15 protein-coding genes are annotated in these 16,861 nt (G+C 66.1%); 9 read left to right on the forward strand and 6 right to left on the reverse strand.

The genetic code is table 11. The features are described from left to right. The 7 genes from IH50_RS0111255 to IH50_RS0111285 all read left to right on the forward strand — a co-directional run bounded on the left by IH50_RS0111255 (window position 1) and on the right by IH50_RS0111285 (window position 6,752). The gene (locus IH50_RS0111255) at window positions 1-1,626 is read left to right on the forward strand and encodes a peptide ABC transporter substrate-binding protein (protein ID WP_030860012.1); all 1,626 of its coding nucleotides are present in this window, start codon (window positions 1-3) and stop codon (window positions 1,624-1,626) included. 6 nt (window positions 1,627-1,632) lie between these two features. Next, entirely contained in the window at window positions 1,633-2,556 is a 924-nt protein-coding gene (locus IH50_RS0111260; RefSeq protein WP_030860014.1) for an ABC transporter permease, read from the forward strand. After that, the gene (locus tag IH50_RS0111265) at window positions 2,549-3,529 is read left to right on the forward strand and encodes an ABC transporter permease (protein WP_030860016.1); all 981 of its coding nucleotides are present in this window, start codon (window positions 2,549-2,551) and stop codon (window positions 3,527-3,529) included. Before IH50_RS0111260 ends, IH50_RS0111265 begins: the two co-directional genes overlap by 8 nt. Before the next feature lie 6 nt (window positions 3,530-3,535). Further along, on the forward strand, window positions 3,536-4,510 hold the full coding sequence (locus IH50_RS0111270; protein ID WP_030860018.1) for an ABC transporter ATP-binding protein: 975 nt from the start codon (window positions 3,536-3,538) through the stop codon (window positions 4,508-4,510). 231 nt (window positions 4,511-4,741) lie between these two features. Then, window positions 4,742-5,323 carry a TlpA family protein disulfide reductase gene (locus tag IH50_RS0111275; protein WP_030860020.1) on the forward strand — a complete coding sequence of 194 codons (582 nt, stop codon included), beginning with the start codon at window positions 4,742-4,744 and terminating at the stop codon, window positions 5,321-5,323. Further along, window positions 5,320-5,886, forward strand: a complete 567-nt coding sequence (locus IH50_RS0111280; RefSeq protein ID WP_030860022.1) for a TlpA family protein disulfide reductase — start codon at window positions 5,320-5,322, stop codon at window positions 5,884-5,886. Before IH50_RS0111275 ends, IH50_RS0111280 begins: the two co-directional genes overlap by 4 nt. 143 nt (window positions 5,887-6,029) lie before the next feature. Beyond that, complete coding sequence (locus IH50_RS0111285; protein WP_078913928.1) at window positions 6,030-6,752, forward strand: AfsR/SARP family transcriptional regulator; 723 nt, start codon at window positions 6,030-6,032, stop codon at window positions 6,750-6,752. 40 nt (window positions 6,753-6,792) lie between these two features. Here the strand turns inward: IH50_RS0111285 and IH50_RS0111290 are convergent, their stop codons facing one another. Beyond that, complete coding sequence (locus tag IH50_RS0111290; RefSeq protein WP_199822068.1) at window positions 6,793-8,655, reverse strand: ABC transporter ATP-binding protein; 1,863 nt, start codon at window positions 8,653-8,655, stop codon at window positions 6,793-6,795. Between the two features lie 12 nt (window positions 8,656-8,667). Here IH50_RS0111290 and IH50_RS0111295 point away from each other — a divergent pair, with 12 nt between their 5' ends. Further along, window positions 8,668-9,318, forward strand: a complete 651-nt coding sequence (locus tag IH50_RS0111295; RefSeq protein ID WP_158801191.1) for a S26 family signal peptidase — start codon at window positions 8,668-8,670, stop codon at window positions 9,316-9,318. Between the two features lie 16 nt (window positions 9,319-9,334). Further along, window positions 9,335-9,862, forward strand: coding sequence for a MauE/DoxX family redox-associated membrane protein (locus tag IH50_RS38725; protein WP_051767262.1), 528 nt, complete (start codon window positions 9,335-9,337; stop codon window positions 9,860-9,862). 53 nt (window positions 9,863-9,915) lie between these two features. On the opposite strand, the gene IH50_RS0111305 is transcribed toward IH50_RS38725, so the two are convergent. The 5 genes from IH50_RS0111305 to IH50_RS43165 all read right to left on the reverse strand — a co-directional run bounded on the left by IH50_RS0111305 (window position 9,916) and on the right by IH50_RS43165 (window position 16,470). Beyond that, window positions 9,916-10,686, reverse strand: a complete 771-nt coding sequence (locus IH50_RS0111305; RefSeq protein WP_030860033.1) for an IS5/IS1182 family transposase — start codon at window positions 10,684-10,686, stop codon at window positions 9,916-9,918. Window positions 10,687-10,746: 60 nt separating this feature from the next. Further along, entirely contained in the window at window positions 10,747-13,869 is a 3,123-nt protein-coding gene (locus IH50_RS0111310; protein WP_051767263.1) for an AfsR/SARP family transcriptional regulator, read from the reverse strand. 124 nt (window positions 13,870-13,993) lie between these two features. Further along, window positions 13,994-15,211 carry a hypothetical protein gene (locus tag IH50_RS0111315; protein ID WP_030860038.1) on the reverse strand — a complete coding sequence of 406 codons (1,218 nt, stop codon included), beginning with the start codon at window positions 15,209-15,211 and terminating at the stop codon, window positions 13,994-13,996. Continuing rightward, window positions 15,208-16,308 carry a HesA/MoeB/ThiF family protein gene (locus IH50_RS39590; protein ID WP_234328129.1) on the reverse strand — a complete coding sequence of 367 codons (1,101 nt, stop codon included), beginning with the start codon at window positions 16,306-16,308 and terminating at the stop codon, window positions 15,208-15,210. Before IH50_RS39590 ends, IH50_RS0111315 begins: the two co-directional genes overlap by 4 nt. Before the next feature lie 36 nt (window positions 16,309-16,344). Next, the gene (locus IH50_RS43165; protein WP_267883272.1) at window positions 16,345-16,470 is read right to left on the reverse strand and encodes a hypothetical protein; all 126 of its coding nucleotides are present in this window, start codon (window positions 16,468-16,470) and stop codon (window positions 16,345-16,347) included. Window positions 16,471-16,861: the final 391 nt, after the last annotated feature.

Below are 16,861 nucleotides of genomic sequence, written 5' to 3' on the forward strand. Positions count from 1 at the left end.
ATGCGCGGAGCCACGCACGCCCGATGGGCCGTCTGCGCGGTGGCGGTCGCCCTCACCGCGACCGCCTGCGGAGGCGCGAGCAGCGCCGACGACACCGGCGCCGTACTGAGCGCCTCCTGGGGCGACCCGCAGAACCCGCTGGAGCCGGCCAACACCAACGAGGTCCAGGGCGGCAAGGTCCTCGACATGATCTTCCGGGGGCTGAAGCGGTACGACCCGGTCACCGGCGAGGCGAAGGACATGCTCGCCGAGAGGATCGAGACCTCCGACTCGCGGAACTTCCGCATCACCGTCAAGGACGGCTGGACCTTCGGCAACGGCGAGAAGGTCACCGCCCGGTCCTTCGTCGACGCCTGGAACTACGGCGCGAGCCTGAAGAACAACCAGCGCAACGCCTACTTCTTCGGCTACATCGAGGGCTACGACAAGGTCCACCCCGAGGACGGCGGCAGACAGACCGCCGACACCCTGTCCGGCCTCAAGGTCGTCGACGAGCGCACCTTCACCGTCAGGCTCACCCAGAAGTTCTCCACCTTCCCCGACACCCTCGGCTACAACGCCTTCGCCCCGCTGCCCCGCGCCTTCTTCGACGACCACGACGCCTGGGTGAAGAAGCCCGTCGGCAACGGCCCGTACCTGGTCGACTCGTACACCCGCGGCTCGCAGATGTCCCTGCGCACCCGGTCCGACTACCCCGGCCCCGACAAGGCCCGCAACGGCGGCGTCGACCTCAAGGTCTACACCGACAGCAACACCGCCTACACCGACCTGATGGCCGGCAACCTCGACCTGGTCGACGACGTCCCCGCCGCCCAGCTCAAGAACGTGAAGAGCGACCTCGGCGACCGCTACCTCAACACCCCCGCCGGCATCCTCCAGACCCTCGCCTTCCCCTACTACGACGACGCCTGGAGCAGACCCGGCGCGGAGAAGGTCCGCAAGGGCCTGTCCATGGCCATCGACCGCGAGCGGATCACCGACACGCTCTTCCGCGGGACCCGCACCCCCGCCACCGACTGGACCTCCCCGGTCCTCGGCAAGGACGGCGGCTACCAGGCCGGCCTGTGCGGGGAGTACTGCGCCTACCGGCCGGACGAGGCCAGAAAGCTCATCCGGGAGGGCGGCGGCCTGCCCGGCGGCAAGGTGACCATCACCTACAACGCGGACACCGGCTCCCACCGCGCCTGGGTCGACGCCGTCTGCAACTCCATCAACAACGCGCTGGACAATGAGCGTGCCTGTGTCGCCGCGCCGGTCGGCACCTTCGCCGACTACCGCAACCGGATCACCGGCCGCAAGATGAGCGGCCCGTTCCGCGCCGGCTGGCAGATGGACTACCCGCTCATCCAGAACTTCCTCCAGCCGCTCTACTACACGGGCGCCTCTTCCAACGACGGCAAGTGGTCCGACGAGCGGTTCGACGACCTCGTCGACCGGGCCAACCGGGAGACCGACCCCGCCAAGGCCGTCGGCCTGTTCCAGCAGGCCGAGAAGGTCGTCCGCGACCACATGGCCGCCATCCCGCTCTGGTACCAGAACGGCAGCGCCGGCTGGTCCGAACGCCTCTCCCACGTCAGGCTCAACCCCTTCAGCGTCCCCGTCTACGACCAGATCAAGGTGAGCTGAACCGCCATGGGACGCTACGTCGTCCAGCGGCTGCTCCAGATGATCCCGGTCTTCGTCGGGGCCACGCTGCTGATCTTCCTGATGGTCAACGTGATGGGCGACCCCGTCGCGGGCCTCTGCGGCGAACGCCGGTGCGACCCGGCGACCGCCGCCCGGCTGCGGCGGGAGTTCGGCCTCGACCGGCCGGTCTGGCAGCAGTACCTGACCTACATGGGGAACGTCTTCACCGGCGACTTCGGCACGGCCTTCAACGGCCAGGAGGTCACCGAGCTGATGGCGACGGCGTTCCCCGTCACCATCCGCCTCACCCTGATCGCGATCGTCTTCGAGGTCGTCGTCGGCGTCACCCTCGGCGTGGTCACCGGACTGCGCCGGGGCCGCCCCGTCGACACCGGCGTCCTGCTGCTCACCCTCGTCGTCGTCTCCGTGCCCACCTTCGTCACCGGCCTGCTGCTCCAGCTGCTGCTCGGCGTGAAGTGGGACTGGATCCGGCCCTCGGTCTCCGCCGAGGCGCCCTTCGCCGAACTGCTCCTGCCCGGCCTGGTCCTGGCCTCCGTCTCCCTCGCCTACGTCACCCGGCTGACCCGCACCTCCATCGCCGAGAACCGGCGCTCCGACTACGTCCGCACCGCCGTCGCCAAGGGCCTGCCCCGCCACCGGGTGGTCGTACGGCACCTGCTGCGCACCTCCCTCATCCCCGTGGTCACCTTCATCGGCGCCGACATCGGCTTCCTCATGGGCGGCGCGATCGTCACCGAGCGGATCTTCAACATCCACGGCGTCGGCTACCAGCTCTACCAGGGCATCCTGCGGCAGAGCACCCAGACCGTCGTCGGCTTCGTCACCGTGCTCGTGCTGGTCTTCCTGGTCGCCAGCCTCGTCGTCGACCTCCTCTACGCCGTCCTGGACCCGAGGATCCGCCATGCCTGAGCAGCACTACGAACCCGAGCCCGCCGTCGCGGGCGCCGCCGTCGGCGGCACCGTGGACGTGGGCGTCGAGGAGGCCGGGACCCTGAAGGAGCGGCCGAAGGGCCGAGGGGGCTCCGGACCGCGGGACAAGCCGCGCTCCCTGTGGTCCGACGCCTGGCGCGACCTGCGCCGCAACCCCGTCTTCATCGTCTCCGGGCTGGTCGTCCTCTTCCTCCTCTTCGTCTCCCTGTGGCCCTCGGCGATCGCCCCCGGCAGTCCCCTCAAGTGCGACCTGGCCAGGGCCCAGGAGGGTGCCCGGCCGGGCCACCCCTTCGGCTTCGACGGCCAGGGCTGCGACGTCTACACCCGCACCGTCCACGGCGCCCGTACGTCCGTCACGGTCGGCGTCCTGGCCACCCTGGGCGTCGCGGTCCTGGGCAGCGTCCTGGGCGCCCTGGCGGGCTTCTTCGGCGGCGTCTGGGACGCGGTCCTCTCCCGCGTCACCGACGTCTTCTTCGCCGTCCCGGTCGTCCTCGGCGGACTGGTGCTGCTGTCGGTCGTCACCAGCGACACCGTCTGGCCCGTCATCGGCTTCATCGTGCTGCTGGGCTGGCCGCAGATCTTCCGCATCGCCCGCGGCTCCGTCCTCACCGTCACACGGAACGACTACGTCCAGGCCGCCCGCGCGCTCGGCGCCTCCCCCGCCCGGCTGATGCTGCGGCACATCGCGCCCAACGCCGTCGCCCCGGTCATCGTCGTCGCGACCATCGCGCTCGGCACGTACATCGCCCTGGAGGCCACCCTGTCCTACCTCGGCGTCGGCCTGAGGCCGCCCAGCGTCTCCTGGGGCATCGACATCTCCGCCGCCTCCCCGTACGTCCGCAACGCCCCGCACGCGCTGCTGTGGCCCTCCGGGGCCCTCGCGGTCACCGTCCTGGCGTTCATCATGCTCGGCGACGCGGTGCGCGACGCCCTCGACCCGAAGCTGAGGTGAGCCGCCGTGCTGCTCGAAGTGCGGGACCTGCGCGTGGAGTTCCACACCCGCGACGGGATCGTGAAGGCCGTCGACGGCGTCAGCTACGGCGTCGACGCGGGCGAGACCCTGGCCGTGCTCGGCGAGTCCGGCTCCGGCAAGTCCGTGACCGCGCAGGCCGTCATGGGCATCCTCGACACCCCGCCCGGCCGCATCACCGGCGGCGAGGTGCTGTTCCGGGGCCGGGACCTGCTGAAGCTGAGGGAGGACGAACGCCGCAGGGTCCGGGGCGCCGAGATGGCCATGATCTTCCAGGACGCCCTGTCGTCCCTCAACCCCGTGCTCACCGTCGGCGACCAGCTCGCCGAGATGTTCACCGTGCACCGGGGCATGTCCCGCAAGGACGCGCGGGCGAAGGCCGTCGAGCTGATGGACCGGGTGCGCATCCCCGCCGCCCGGGAGCGGGTGAGGCAGTACCCGCACCAGTTCTCCGGCGGCATGCGCCAGCGCGTCATGATCGCCATGGCGCTGGCCCTGGAACCCGCCCTGATCATCGCCGACGAACCCACCACCGCCCTCGACGTCACCGTCCAGGCCCAGGTCATGGATCTGCTCGCGGAGCTCCGGCGCGAGTACCGCATGGGCCTGATCCTCATCACCCACGACCTGGGCGTGGTCGCCGACGTCGCCGACCGCATCGCCGTGATGTACGCGGGCCGGATCGTCGAGTCGGCCCCCGTGCACGACCTCTACAAGGCCCCGGCGCACCCGTATACACGAGGCCTGCTGGACTCCGTCCCCCGCCTGGACCTCAAGGGCCGGGAGCTCTACGCCATCAGGGGCCTGCCGCCCAACCCCACGCACATCCCGCCGGGCTGCTCCTTCCACCCCCGCTGCCCGTCGGCCCGCGACGTCTGCCGTACCGGCGAACCCCCGCTGTACGAGGTCTCGCCGACGCGGGGGAGCGCCTGCCACTTCTGGAGGGAGTGCCTGAACGGCTGAGCCGGTCCTGGAGGCCGGCGCGGGCCCTCGCGTCCGGAGGAGCACGGAAAAGCTCCGGAAAGGTAATGGACAGGCATCCCGTCGACGATGGGGCCCCGGCCCGGACCGAGTCGGCGGACGGCTCCACGGACTCCTGCCGCCAGGAGACGGGTCGGTCGTGCACGAGCGGGCTGTACCGAACCGAGTGCCTACGACGACTACCACGCCGTTCATGGCTGAAGGGAACGTGACATGGTTGTTCCTATTGTCATTATATCGATCTTCGTCTCGTGTTTCAGTGCCTTCCTCGCGCTGAGCGTGGCGCTTCGTGTGAAGAAGACGCTCGATCCCCTCATCGAGGAGGGGGTGTTCAAGCAGCGGTCCGAGGCCGAGGAGTCCTCGGACGTGCCCCTGGGTACAGAGCTGCCGGCGGTCGGGAGCCTCGTGGACCACGAGGGGCGGACCGTCGTCCTGCCCGCACGGCAGGACGGCCCGTGGGTTCTCACCTTCCAGTCGACCGAGTGTGGCGAGTGCAAGACGCAGCTTCCCGTGTACCGCGGGTTCCTGGAGGAGCACCGGATCCCTCGGGAGCGGGTTCTCTCGGTGGTTTCCGGAGCGCGGCAGAACCTTGACGCCTACGTGTCCGGCGTCGGGGACCTGGCCACCATCGTCCACTCCGACGACGCGAAGTCACTCGCCGAGAGCATCGGCGTGCGGGCATGGCCCACATACCTGATCATTTCGCCTGACCACACGGTCATCTACTCGACCGACTACGCCGGGGCGCTCCCGGAGTTGGACCTGACGCCCGCACCCGACGAGGTGACGGTGTGATCGCGCTGGCACTGGTGGGTCTCGTCGTGGCGTGCTGCGGATGCTCCGTGGCGCTGGCGCTGGCGCTGCGGGTGAAGCAGATCACATCCGGGGCGCAGGTCCGTGCTCCGCGTGGCACGGACGTGGAAATCGGCGCGGCCGTGCCCGGCTTCCGCGGCCTGACGGGCCTCGACGGCCTTCCGTGGGAGAGGTCGCCGGCCGGGGGAGAACCATGGCTCTTGACGTTCGTCTCGCCCGAGTGTCCGGGGTGCAGTGAGCAGCTTCCCCGTTACATCCGCTATCTCCGGCATCACGGCATTCCGGCGGAGCGAGCTGTCTCGGTGACAGTCGGAGACGAGGTGAACCACGACTCGTTGCCGACGGAATTGTTGCGGTCCACCCAGATTGTTCGGGCTTCGGCCGCCTCCGCCCTGGTCATGGGTCTGAGAATCTCGTCCTGGCCGACGTATCTCATTGTGGACGGTGATGGAAAGGTCGCCTACGCGACACAGAGTGTGTCCCGGCTTGTCCATATTGATCCGCGTCTGCCGGAACGCGCCGGCGCCGCGCTCTCCAAGGCGTGAGAGACCGGCTTCCGGAAGAAGTGCGTACAGGGGCGTGGGTCCCCCCCCCATTCGGGGGGGGGCCACGCCCCCTTACCCACTTCTTCCGGAAGCCCGTCTCTCCCGCCCTGGAGAGCCGCACAGGTGACGAAGAATTGGTCGAAATGCCGGAGGGCGCCCGTCGCCTGCTGGCATCCCTCTCCTGGAACCCGAACGACATGGTGTCGGACGACATCATGATCGACCGCATATGGGATTCCGCCCTGCCGCAGAGCCCGCGGCAGACGCTCTATACACACGCAGCCAGGCTCCGCAAGGCACTCCGTGAGGCCGGTGGCGGTGACCCTTCCATCACAGTCGACCGCAGGCGCGGAGGATACCTGCTGTCCTGTGACGAATCCGCCATCGACCTGTTCCGCTTCCGCCAGGCGTCCCAGCGCGCGAAGAGTCACGGGCGGGCCGGCGAGGCGGACGAGGCGTTGGCCTTCTTCGACGAGGCCCTGCTGCTGTGGCGCGGTACACCCCTCTCCGGGTTGCGTTCCAGTTGGGCGACGTCCGTACGGGCCGCGCTCGCCCACGAGTACCGTGCGGCGCTCACGGGCCTCGTCAACGTGGGTCTGAGCAAGGGGACGTACGACGACTACCTGTCCGTTCTGCACAGGTTCTGCGCCGACCATCCCCTGGACGAGGGGATTGCCGGACTGCTGATGATCACGCTGCACCGGAGCGGGCGCCAGGAGGAGGCGCTCAACTGCTTCCGGACGATACGCCAGCAGATGATCGACAAACTGGGGGACGAGCCGGGCCAGGAGCTCCGGACCCTGCACGCTCAGATACTGAAGCGTGAGCCGGTGCTCCTGACCTCACATTTCGCTCAGGCACACTGAAGACGAGCACCGGCGGGGCTCCACTGCCGAAAGAAGCGAATCACCGGACGGGGCTCTGGTAGCTCGCTGCCTGCGTGGTGAAGAGACGGGCGTACACACCGGTCGTGGACATGAGTTCCTCATGTGTTCCACGCTCGGTGATGCGCCCGTTCACGAGAACCACGATGTGGTCGGCTTCTCTGACGGCGCCCAGTCGATGCGAAATCAGCAGACTCGTACGTCCCTTGCGGTATATCGCCAACGACTGATGGATCTCGTTCTCGGCCTCCGGGTCGAGGCCGGACGAAGGTTCGTCGAGTATCAGGAAATCCCTGTCGTCCCTCAGCAGAGCACGCGCCAGGGCCAGCCGCTGCCACTGGCCGCCCGAAAGCACCACCCCGGTCTCGGCGTTGTTCTTGTCGAGCTCGCTGAAGAACATGCGGGACAGCAGGGTTTCGTAACCGTGCGGGAGGGACTGAAGTTTCTCGTGCGCTCCGGCGCGGACGGCGGCGTGGCGGACCTTAAGCATATCGGCCATCGCGGTCAGATCACCCAGGCCGATGTTCTCCCGCACCGTGAGGTCGTATTCCATGTAGTCCTGGAACACCGCGCCCATACGCGCTCGAAGCTGCTCCGGATCCATGGTACGGATGTCCACGCCGTCCCAGAGGACCTGACCGCGGGTCGGGTCGTAGAAGCGGCAGAGCAGTTTGATCAGGGTGCTTTTCCCCGCCCCGTTGAGCCCTACGAGCGCTGTGGTCTGCCCGGCCCTGATCTCGAAACTGGCGCCGCGCAGCACCCAGTCCTGGTCCTCCCCGTAGCGGAACCACACATCACGGAGCTCGATCGACTCCGCCAGCGCGGGCACTGCCTTCGGCCGGGGTGCGACCGGCAGATCGGCCTCGGACTCCAGGACGTACAGCAGGTGCTGGAACATCAGCATGATCTCGTGCACTGTCGCGGCCCGGGCCGCGAACTCCGTCAAAGAACCCTGGACGGAGGAGATGGCCGAGATCAGCATCGTCACATCGCCGATGGAGATCCGCCCCTGATGCGCCGCCCAGACCGCCCAGACCAGCCCCGCCCCGGAAACGATCGAGGCGATCAGGCCGAGTCCCACCTGGATCCGCAGCGTCTTGCGGTCCACCAGGTCCTTGGCTGCGTTGATGCTGCGACGATCGGCCAGCATGCGTTCCCGGAAGTACGGTCCGAGACCGAAGAGACGGATCTCCTTCGCGGCCTCGACACTGGACAGCAGCTGATCGAAGAAGAACTCCCGGCGCTCGCTGGGGCTCACCTCCCACACCAGGTTGACGCGAGACGTGGCGAGCGAGAGCTCGGCGAGGAGGACGGCGGAGCCGAACAGCAGTACGAAGAGGGCGAGCACAGGAGCCACGGTCAGCAGGGACCCCATGAATCCGAAGACCGTCAGGAGTGCGCGTGTCATCCCCAGAAGGCTCTCGAGCAGTCCGACGGCCCCACCGCTGCCGGCCTGCTTGGCGAGCCGCAGCCGGTCCAGGAAGGCCGGGTCCTCGAAACGTGCCAGACCGGTCATGCGTTCCATCGCGCGGAACACGTCGGCCTGCGACCTCAACCCGACCGCCCTTGCGAGACGGGCGCTCGCGAAGGTGCTGAAGTGAGGCAGCACCCCCATCAGGACTCCCGAGGCCACCATTCCGCCTGCCGGCAGGACGAGGGAGAACATCGGGCTTCCTGAGGTGATGTGGTCCAGAAGCGCCTTCGTGAACCAAGCCATCGCGACCGGCACGATCCCCGCGGCCAGAGCTCCCGCCACGTACAGCGTGGTCAGCCATGGCGCTGTGCCGAAGACCAGGATCAGCGCCTTCTTCGCCGTCGCGGCCGTTCCGTTCAGTTTGATCAGCCCGTCCGGGCCACGATTTCGCAAGACCTTGCGCCCTTCCACGACCGTTGGTCAGTGAGCAAGCACTCTGGCGGAAGGGCATCTCGCAAATCGCTCCGTGATCTGTCTGAGGAGACCGGGGCCGAGGCCGCGACAGATCGCGGAAAGGTCGAAGACGGCACAGGGGGAGAGGCTGAGACGGAGCGACCACCCCGGTGGCTCCCCCTCGCAGCCGAAGGGCAAGCCATGTTGAAGGACCTCCAAGCCGTGGCCACGACCGTCGCGCTCGTCGCCGCCGTGACCGTCTGTGCTGCGGCGGTTCTTCTGGTGGTGCTCCGTCGCACGTTCGTGGTCATCACCGTGACCGGGCTGAGCATGCTGCCGACCTATCGGCCGGGGGACCGCGTCATCGTCCGGCGCGGGCGCGTGCCGGCCAGCGGCGGGGAAGTGGTCGTCGAGATGCCGTGCATCGAGGACCGGACCTGGCGGTCCGCGGCTGCGGGACTGGGAGCGCCGGGCGTCGATGTCGCCCGGCGTTCGTGGCTGATCAAACGGGTTGCGGGGGCTCCCGGAGACGTTTGTTCCCCCCTCACCGGTGAGCCGGTGGAAGTTCCCCCAGGGCATCTCTTCCTGCTGGGCGACAACGCCGATCGGAGCTTCGACTCCCGGCAGATGGGGCCCTTCCGGAGCGATCGCGTCCTTGGCTCCGTGTGGTACCGGCTTTAGAAACCTCGGAGGAGAAATGAGCTTCCTGCTCATCTTTTGCAAGCTCTCGCTGGTCGTCATGTTCGTCTGTTCGTCCGTCACCAAGCTGCGCGACATGGACTCCCTGAGCCGGCACATCGAGACGACGGCCCGGCTGCCGCTGCTTTCTCCCCGGTTCCTGGCCCGGACGGTCGTGGTCGCGGAGGTGGCGGCAGCCCTGGGGCTCGTGCTGACCGAGCGTTTCGGCTTCCTGGCCGCCGCCGGAGTACTGGCCGGCTTCACTGCCTACCTTGTGCACGTCCTGCGGTCGGGCCGTTCGATCTCCTGCGGTTGCACCGGTGCTTCGGGAGCGGATGTCTCAGGGATCCATCTGGTACGGAACGGAATCGCGCTGGTCCTGGCCCTTGCCGGTCTGGTGGTGCCGCATGTCCCCTTGCAGGGACACCTGGTGGAGTACGCGGTGATGACCGGACCGTCTCTCATCGCCGGCGGCGCGCTGCTGTACCTGGCCGAGCTCCGGGATCTGCTGTCCTTGGGCTCCGCCGACCTCGGCGTGCGTGGCTAAGGGGTGTCCCGTAAATGATCTTTGACATGCCTGGTGACCTGGTGGTTTCTGTGTCACCCGGCCAGCGTGAGGTTGTGCAGGCGGGCGATGCCGAGCATGGCGTGGTGGACGCCGTCGCCTTTGAGGCGGCAGTCGCGGAGGATCTTCCAGGTCTTCATGCGGGCGAAGGCGTGCTCGACGTGGGCGCGGACCTTGCGGTGTGAGCGGTTGTGCTCTTCTTTCCAGTCCGGGAGTTCGCTCTGCCCGGGGTCGCGGCGGTGCGGGATGACCAGGCCGGTGCCGCGGTAGCCGCCGTCCGCGATCACCGTGGTGTGGCCGACGGCGTCTTTGGCGCCGGACAGCTCCCATGCCTTGCAGTCGTTGCGGTTTCCGGTGACCGGCCGGCCGACGGCGACGACGAGCCGGGTGTCGGCGTCGATGACGACCTGGTGGTTGGTGGAGTACCGGTAGTTCTTCGACTGCTCGGCCACGGTGTGGTCGCGGGTGGGGACCAGGGTGCCGTCCACGATGAGCACGGTGTCCTTGCGGAACCGCTTGCGCTGCTGGAGCGCGAGCGCGGGCCCGAGGTGGTCGATGATGCGGTCGGCCGCCGACTTGGACACCCCGAACAGCGGGGCCAGCTGGCGCAGGGTGAGGTTGGTGCGCCAGTACGCGGCGACCAGCAGGACCCGGTCTTCCAGAGGAAGGCTCCAGGGCCGGCCCTTGCGTATCGGGTCCGCACCCTCACGCCGGAGCGCGGTGATCAGCTTGCCGAACTGGCGCGGGCTCAGCCCGGTGAACGGGGCTATCCAGGAAGGCTCCGACGCCGTGATCACACCAGACACGACAAGATCATCTCACCCGTGACCAGCAGTTACGGGACAGCCCTTAGCACCGTACCGGGGTCAGGCGTCCGGGGGCAGTCGGTCCATGACGCGAGCGATTCTTTCGACGAGCATTCCCCCCTTGGACATGTCGGTGAGCCGTGCCGCGTCGTTCACGGCCGACCTCGCGCCGGCGAAGTCCCCGATCGCGTACCTGGCCTCTGCTTCCGACAACCGCAGCCGTGCCGTGAGGAAGGGAGCTCCTCGTTCCACGAAGAATCCGGCTTCACGGATGTGCTGAAGCGTGGCGCCGGGTTTTCCCAGCGCCAGTTCCCAGTCGGCCCTTTCGAGCAGCAGAGTGGCCTGACTGATGGCCTCACAGGTACGGTCCACTATCTTCCCGGCGGACGCCAGGAACGTTTCGGCTGCTTCCAAGCGTCCGCGCGTCCGAGCAGCTGCCGCGAGACCGAGCAGACAGGCGACTTGGCAGTTCTCGTTCTGAACGGCCTCCGCTTTCGTCAGGGCGTCTCTGAAGTGTTGCTCGGCCATGGACGCGTCTCCTGCGTCCAGGTGCACCAGGCCGAGCGTTTCAAGGGTTATCGCCCTGGCGTATTCGGAATCCACGGCATCGGCGACTTCCAGCGCCTCCGACAGAACCGTTTCAGCCTCCTCGAAAAGGCCCATCCTTTGGCGGGTCAACCCCTGGTTCACCAGGATGATCGAGCGGAAATGCTGATTCTCGCAGGCCAGTGGCAGGGCCTTGGCCAGGGCTGCCTCGGCTTCCTCGAGTTCACCGAGAGCCAGATGTGCGGACGCGGTGTTGTTCAGCGCTGCCACTTGGTCGGAGATACGGCCATTGACCATGAACAGGGCGGTCGCCTGTTTGTAGTGGAGGAGCGCCTTGCGTGGATGCCCCTGTTGCTTTGTGGCCACTCCCATGCCCTGCAGCGCCACCGCCTCGCCCTGTACCCAGTCCTCCTTCCGCGCGAGCTCCCGAGCCTGGGAGTACTCGACGAACGAGCGTTCCAGATCGGTGGCCCGCCAGTAAGCCGACCCCAACGTCAGTCCCATGCACGCCGCGCCGAGGACGTCGTCATTACGGAGAGCGGAATCACGTACCAGGGTTGCTATTCTTATCACCTCGGTCATGGGGCGACGTAGCTGTAGCAGATCGTGCAGCGAAGAAATTATCTGCCATGTGGGATATTCTTTGTCTGATTGCGCCGCGTGGCTTACGACGACGGCTATGTGGGGCCATTCCTTGTCGAACCAGGAGATCGCCTCTGCCCGGTTCGTGAAAGCAGGAGGAATCGATCCGGTGCTTGCCGGGGGCAGATCGATTCGGGAGGCTCCGAAGCCGCAGGATATGGCGGCGTTGTAGGAACCGTGAAGATAGTGGTCCAGAATCCTGCGCGAGGCTGTCAGGATCTTTTCACCGCCATCGGCTTCCTCGCACAGTTCCGTTGCGAACTCACGAACCAGATCGTGCCATGCGTATACCCTGTCGTCGCACTCCTGTATCAAGTGGAGACGGCTCGCCTCCATGAGTACTTTCTCTACTTCGCGTTCGTCCGCGCATGCTCCTGCCGCGAGTGCAGCCAATGATCTTTTTGATCCCGGAAACACTCCGATGGACCGAAAAATAGCCTGGCTTGCCGGCTGGAGCGTTCTATAGGACAGATCCAAGGCGTGTCGGATCGCCAGGTCGTTGTCTCCGGCCACTCGCAGCTGGGTGAGGCGGCCCCGGAGCTTCAGATCGCTGACGTAGCGGGCCATGGACATGTTGGGGCGCTGGTTGATGGCGGACGCGGCGATCGCCATCGCAAGCGGAAGCCTTTCGCACATCGATATGAGCTGGCCCGCCGCCTCCGGCTCGGCGGCCACACGTCCTTCTCCGACGACGCGTCGAAGATACGCATGGCAGTCGGCCTTCCGCATGGTGCCGCATCGGACCTGATGGGCGCCGAACATGATGCTCAGGCCGTTCAGTTGGTCGCGGCTCGTCACCAGTACCAGGACGTCTTCGCCGGCCGGCAGCAGATCTCTTACCTGCGACGTGCTCGAGGCGTTGTCCAGGAGCAGGATGAGCTTGCGATCCGCGCAGAGCGTGCGCAAGAGGGCAGATTGCGCGATCGGTGACGTCGGAATCTCGTCCGGCTCACAGCCGAGGGCCTGCAGGAGGATGGGGAGGGATTCATCGAGTCCCATCGGGGCGGAGCGGTCGAATCCGCGGAGATCGAGAAATATCTGACCGTCGGGAAACTCGTGTGCGATGCGCCTGGCCCAGGCAATGGCCAGGGTCGTCTTCCCGGCTCCGGCTTCCCCCGATATCACTATCAGGCGTTCACCCCGCCTGAACGCGGACTCAAGTGATCCGATCTCTTCGGCGCGTCCGCCGAAATGAGGAGTGGCATGGGGCAGTTGACGAGGGACGACGTCTTTGAGTGCGTGCGTGCCGACGCCTTCGGTGCTTCCGGAGAGCAACGCGGTGTGCAACGCGGCCAGCTCGGTGGACGGTTCTATTCCCAGTTCCTCCACGAGACGTCGGCGCAGGAGGCGGAAGACCTCGAGGCCGTCCACCGTTCGCCCGACGTTGTGCAGCGCCTTCATGAGCAGTGCGTGAGGCTTCTCGCGCAGAGGATACTCCGTGGTGAGGCGCGTCAATTCGGTGACGGCGAGGCCGGATTGGCCACAGAAGATCCATGCTTCCAGCCGGGTCTCCGCCGCCGATGCGTAAAGCTCGTTCAACTGGTGGAGGTCGGGAGGGGACTGCAGGTCCGGCAGGGGATCGCCCCGCCACAGCTTGATCGCCGCGTCGAGTTTGTGCTGCGCTTTCTCCCATTCCCCCTGGGCGGAGTCAGCGATTCCCTCTCGGGCGATCCGGGTGAACTCGACGTAGTCCACCGACGCATCCGGTATCTTGAACAGGTATCCGCTGTCCGCAGTCCACAGTATTTCCGTGGCGTGCGGCCCTATCGCTCGCCGGATCTCCGCGATGAGTGAGCGGAGGCGAGCCGCGGCGCTTGCCGGTGGATGGTCACCCCACACCATCCGGGACAGATGAGCCTGGGACACCGCACGGTTCGCGTTGAAGATCAGCGCTGAGCAAACCGCGCGCTGAAGGCGAGCCATCTGTACGGCTTCGCTGTCGATGATGAGCTCGAAGGGCCCCAGGAGACAGGCCCGTAGAACGGGGTGGCGCATCCTCGCAGTGTAGTGAACGCCGAACCGTCACCTCGGTGGTGCGTCGACGGCCTGGGGCGCCTGGTCCCGTCGAGGGCCGCGCGCCCCGGTCGAGCGCGGTCTGGGGCGGCGGCGCTGAAGGAATTCAATGACCGCTGGCGCGCAGGAAGCGGCCCATGCGCCGCAGGGCGGCGCCGTGCCGCCTCCACCACAGAAATCCCCACAATGACTGCATGCACACCAATATGGCGAGAGTCGCCGCACTGTCCATCACGACCAGAGGGCGTCCGCCAATAAGCCCCTCCGCTGCCCGGAAAAGCAGCGGCATACCTGCCGAAAATATGACGTGGACGCCTACCAGAAAGCATAGGACGGAACCGATCGCACAAACAATCGCATAGATCCTGACGGATCTGCTTTCGGCGGGCCCCAGGGATCTGCTCGGGTCGACGAGGTTTCTGTGCCGAAGGACATGTCTTCGAGTCAGGTGGGCGAGGTACCTCGTCGCGTCAGTGTACAGATTTCGGCATCGAGACAGATCCTGCATGACGAAGTACAGATCGGTCCGCATGAATACGAGCAACTGATTGAAGACCGAAAGCATGAGCAGGACCGCAGCGATTCGGAGTATCGGGACCGAAGGTTCGAACCCCGCCCCGATGCCGATCAGGCAGAGGCCGTACACCGCACAGTCCAAGGTGATGCCTGCCAGATAGACGGTCAGTCGTGCTCGTCTTCCGCGAAGCCATATTCCAGTGACTTCCGTCTGGACGACAAGGAATTGCAGACGCGTCCCCAGGTACACTCTTCCCGGCACGTCGAATGCTCGGGCGGCGGCCAAGTGGGAGAGCTCGTGCAGAGCTATCAGAGCAGACGAGATGAGGATCTGCGCAGCGATGTTCAAGGTTCCATAGGGGGACCACAGGAGATCAGAGGCGGAGGGTATCTCGCCTCCCGCCAGGAACAGCACCGCAAAGCCGATAAAAGGCGTGAGAAGTGCAAGGCATTGCAGAACCGGATTGAGGACGAACTGCACATGATGCGGTTTGATCCAAGGTAGAGAAGCAGGCGGCCGACTGACAGTCGGCATTTCTTTGTCCGAGATTCCCGAGACGAAGCCGATCTCTACCATCCGGGTGACGAAACCCGAGATGTCGAGGTGTTTTCCGGTCGCCCTGAAAAGCTCGGACCTGGTTTCTCCGACAGTCTTACCGGACTGAAGGAGCCGCAACGCGTCCGCGCCGGCCTCGGGCATGCATATGACGCGCCGAACCGCCTGGACCCCGACGATCCACTCGTCCCCTTCCCGGCGGAATTCAAGTGGATGGAAACTTACCCGTCTCGAATCCGTTCCGGCGGTCACGAGCCGCACACCGTGCAGTCGGGGCGAGAAGGGTGGCGGACGTAGACAAGATGGTCGGGTGCGATCAAGTTCACGCCTCGTACGAACCCTGGGGCCTGCCGTGCGGTCCCTGTGACGATGCCGATGATCTCATTAGCGAGGAGGGCTCCCGCGAGTGCCGCGGAGGGGGACATGACGCCGCTGCTCCCGAGGGGAGGGTGCCACCCGTCCTTGAGTTTCGAAGACTCACCCGCGCCGAGGCACTCGTAGCAGGGTCCCCCGGGACCGAACACCCCCACTGTGGACAGGGGGCCGCTGTAACCTGCGCACACCCACCGGGTGCCGCTCTCGGCGCATGTCGCATTGACCATTCTGGTGAGGACGTCATTTTTTGGCTCGTCGGCGCACAATGCCAGGACGTCACAGTCGCCGACGACTTCTCTGATTTTTTCGGGTGAATCCACCCGGTCAGGAGAGTAGGTGAAAGTGCCGGCAGAGTTGATGTTCGCCAGACGCCGGGCTGCAGCTTTCGCTTTAGGGGCGCCCAGGTCCCGTTCGTCGAACAGGACCTGACGCGTCAGATTCGATTCCTCGACCATGTCGGGGTCGATCAGATGCAGCTGCCCCACGCCGGCGGCGGCCAGTGCCCATGCAGCATGACAACCGACCCCGCCCACGCCCAGAATTGCGATGCGAGAATTCATGAGGTCACACTGAGCTGCCACCTCGTGAGCCCCTGGTCGCAAATCTATGTGACGGAAGTACGCGAGGTTCCGGATGTAGCGCTTCATCTCGTGCGGAGATGCTCCACGGAAGGCGATTCCGTCTGCGGAATGCCCTGCTGCATCCTCGACGTACCCCGATTCGCACAGGAGGGAAATCACAGTGTCTGCACCCGTGTGCCCGAGGTCAGGATGTTTAGTGGAGAGCGAATCTCTTATGGCCTCGATGGAGGTTGATCCATCCATCTGCATGAGAGCTTCCCACGCCCACCCCCGGGGGTCCCGGATCTGCGCCGCCACTCCGTATACGCCACCGCCGATCTGGATCGATCCGTCGTCGAACCGGTGCGGTGTGTGCTCAGGCTTGACCCGAGGCAGACGCATCGGATAGTTCATCCGGGCAGCTCCAATCCTGTGATTTCCCGAAGCCGCCTAGCGCGCCACGGCCTTGCTGTCGATGGTTTCGATCGCGTCGAGAAGCCGTATCTCGATCATCTGCTCCTCGCCTTCCTTGGAGTCGAGGACCTGCTCGTCGTAGGTCTGCTCGTCAATGTTCACAGTCAGCTCCGATTCCAGTTGGTTCACGAAAAGAAAAGGGGCTGTGGAGGTACACGTTCCGCAGCCCCTTTCTGATGTTTCGACCTGTGAGAATGCCTCGGTGATTCAGAGACAGCTCAGGGTTCTCCGGCTAGATTCCGCCGCAGCGCTTCCCTCCCACGACGCCGAGCGCGCAGTTGGGGTAGGGCACGGCCGGGTCGCAGTAGTAAGAACAGGTGGGTGAGTACTGGCACCTGATGCGGAAGGCGCCTTGGCACTTGTAGCACGGATCAGGCGCACAGGCTGCTGCCGCGCTGGTCTGGGGCAGAACAGCCCCAGCCAGCCTCTCCAGAAGTCCTCGCACGGTAAACCCCTCTCGTAACCGTCAGGTCTGCATGTGAAGGCGTTCACT

This window comes from Streptomyces sp. NRRL S-37 (assembly GCF_000721605.1).
GTDB lineage: Bacteria > Actinomycetota > Actinomycetes > Streptomycetales > Streptomycetaceae > Streptomyces.

What these genes read in the sequence shown, in the direction of transcription:
- IH50_RS0111255 (WP_030860012.1), top strand. Translation starts at nt 1, where the DNA reads ATGCGCGGAGCCACGCACGCCCGATGGGCCGTCTGCGCGGTGGCGGTC.
- IH50_RS0111260 (WP_030860014.1), top strand. Translation starts at nt 1,633, where the DNA reads ATGGGACGCTACGTCGTCCAGCGGCTGCTCCAGATGATCCCGGTCTTC.
- IH50_RS0111265 (WP_030860016.1), top strand. Translation starts at nt 2,549, where the DNA reads ATGCCTGAGCAGCACTACGAACCCGAGCCCGCCGTCGCGGGCGCCGCC.
- IH50_RS0111275 (WP_030860020.1), top strand. Translation starts at nt 4,742, where the DNA reads ATGGTTGTTCCTATTGTCATTATATCGATCTTCGTCTCGTGTTTCAGT.
- IH50_RS0111285 (WP_078913928.1), top strand. Translation starts at nt 6,030, where the DNA reads ATGCCGGAGGGCGCCCGTCGCCTGCTGGCATCCCTCTCCTGGAACCCG.
- IH50_RS38725 (WP_051767262.1), top strand. Translation starts at nt 9,335, where the DNA reads ATGAGCTTCCTGCTCATCTTTTGCAAGCTCTCGCTGGTCGTCATGTTC.
- IH50_RS0111310 (WP_051767263.1), bottom strand. Translation starts at nt 13,869, where the DNA reads ATGCGCCACCCCGTTCTACGGGCCTGTCTCCTGGGGCCCTTCGAGCTC.
- IH50_RS39590 (WP_234328129.1), bottom strand. Translation starts at nt 16,308, where the DNA reads ATGAACTATCCGATGCGTCTGCCTCGGGTCAAGCCTGAGCACACACCG.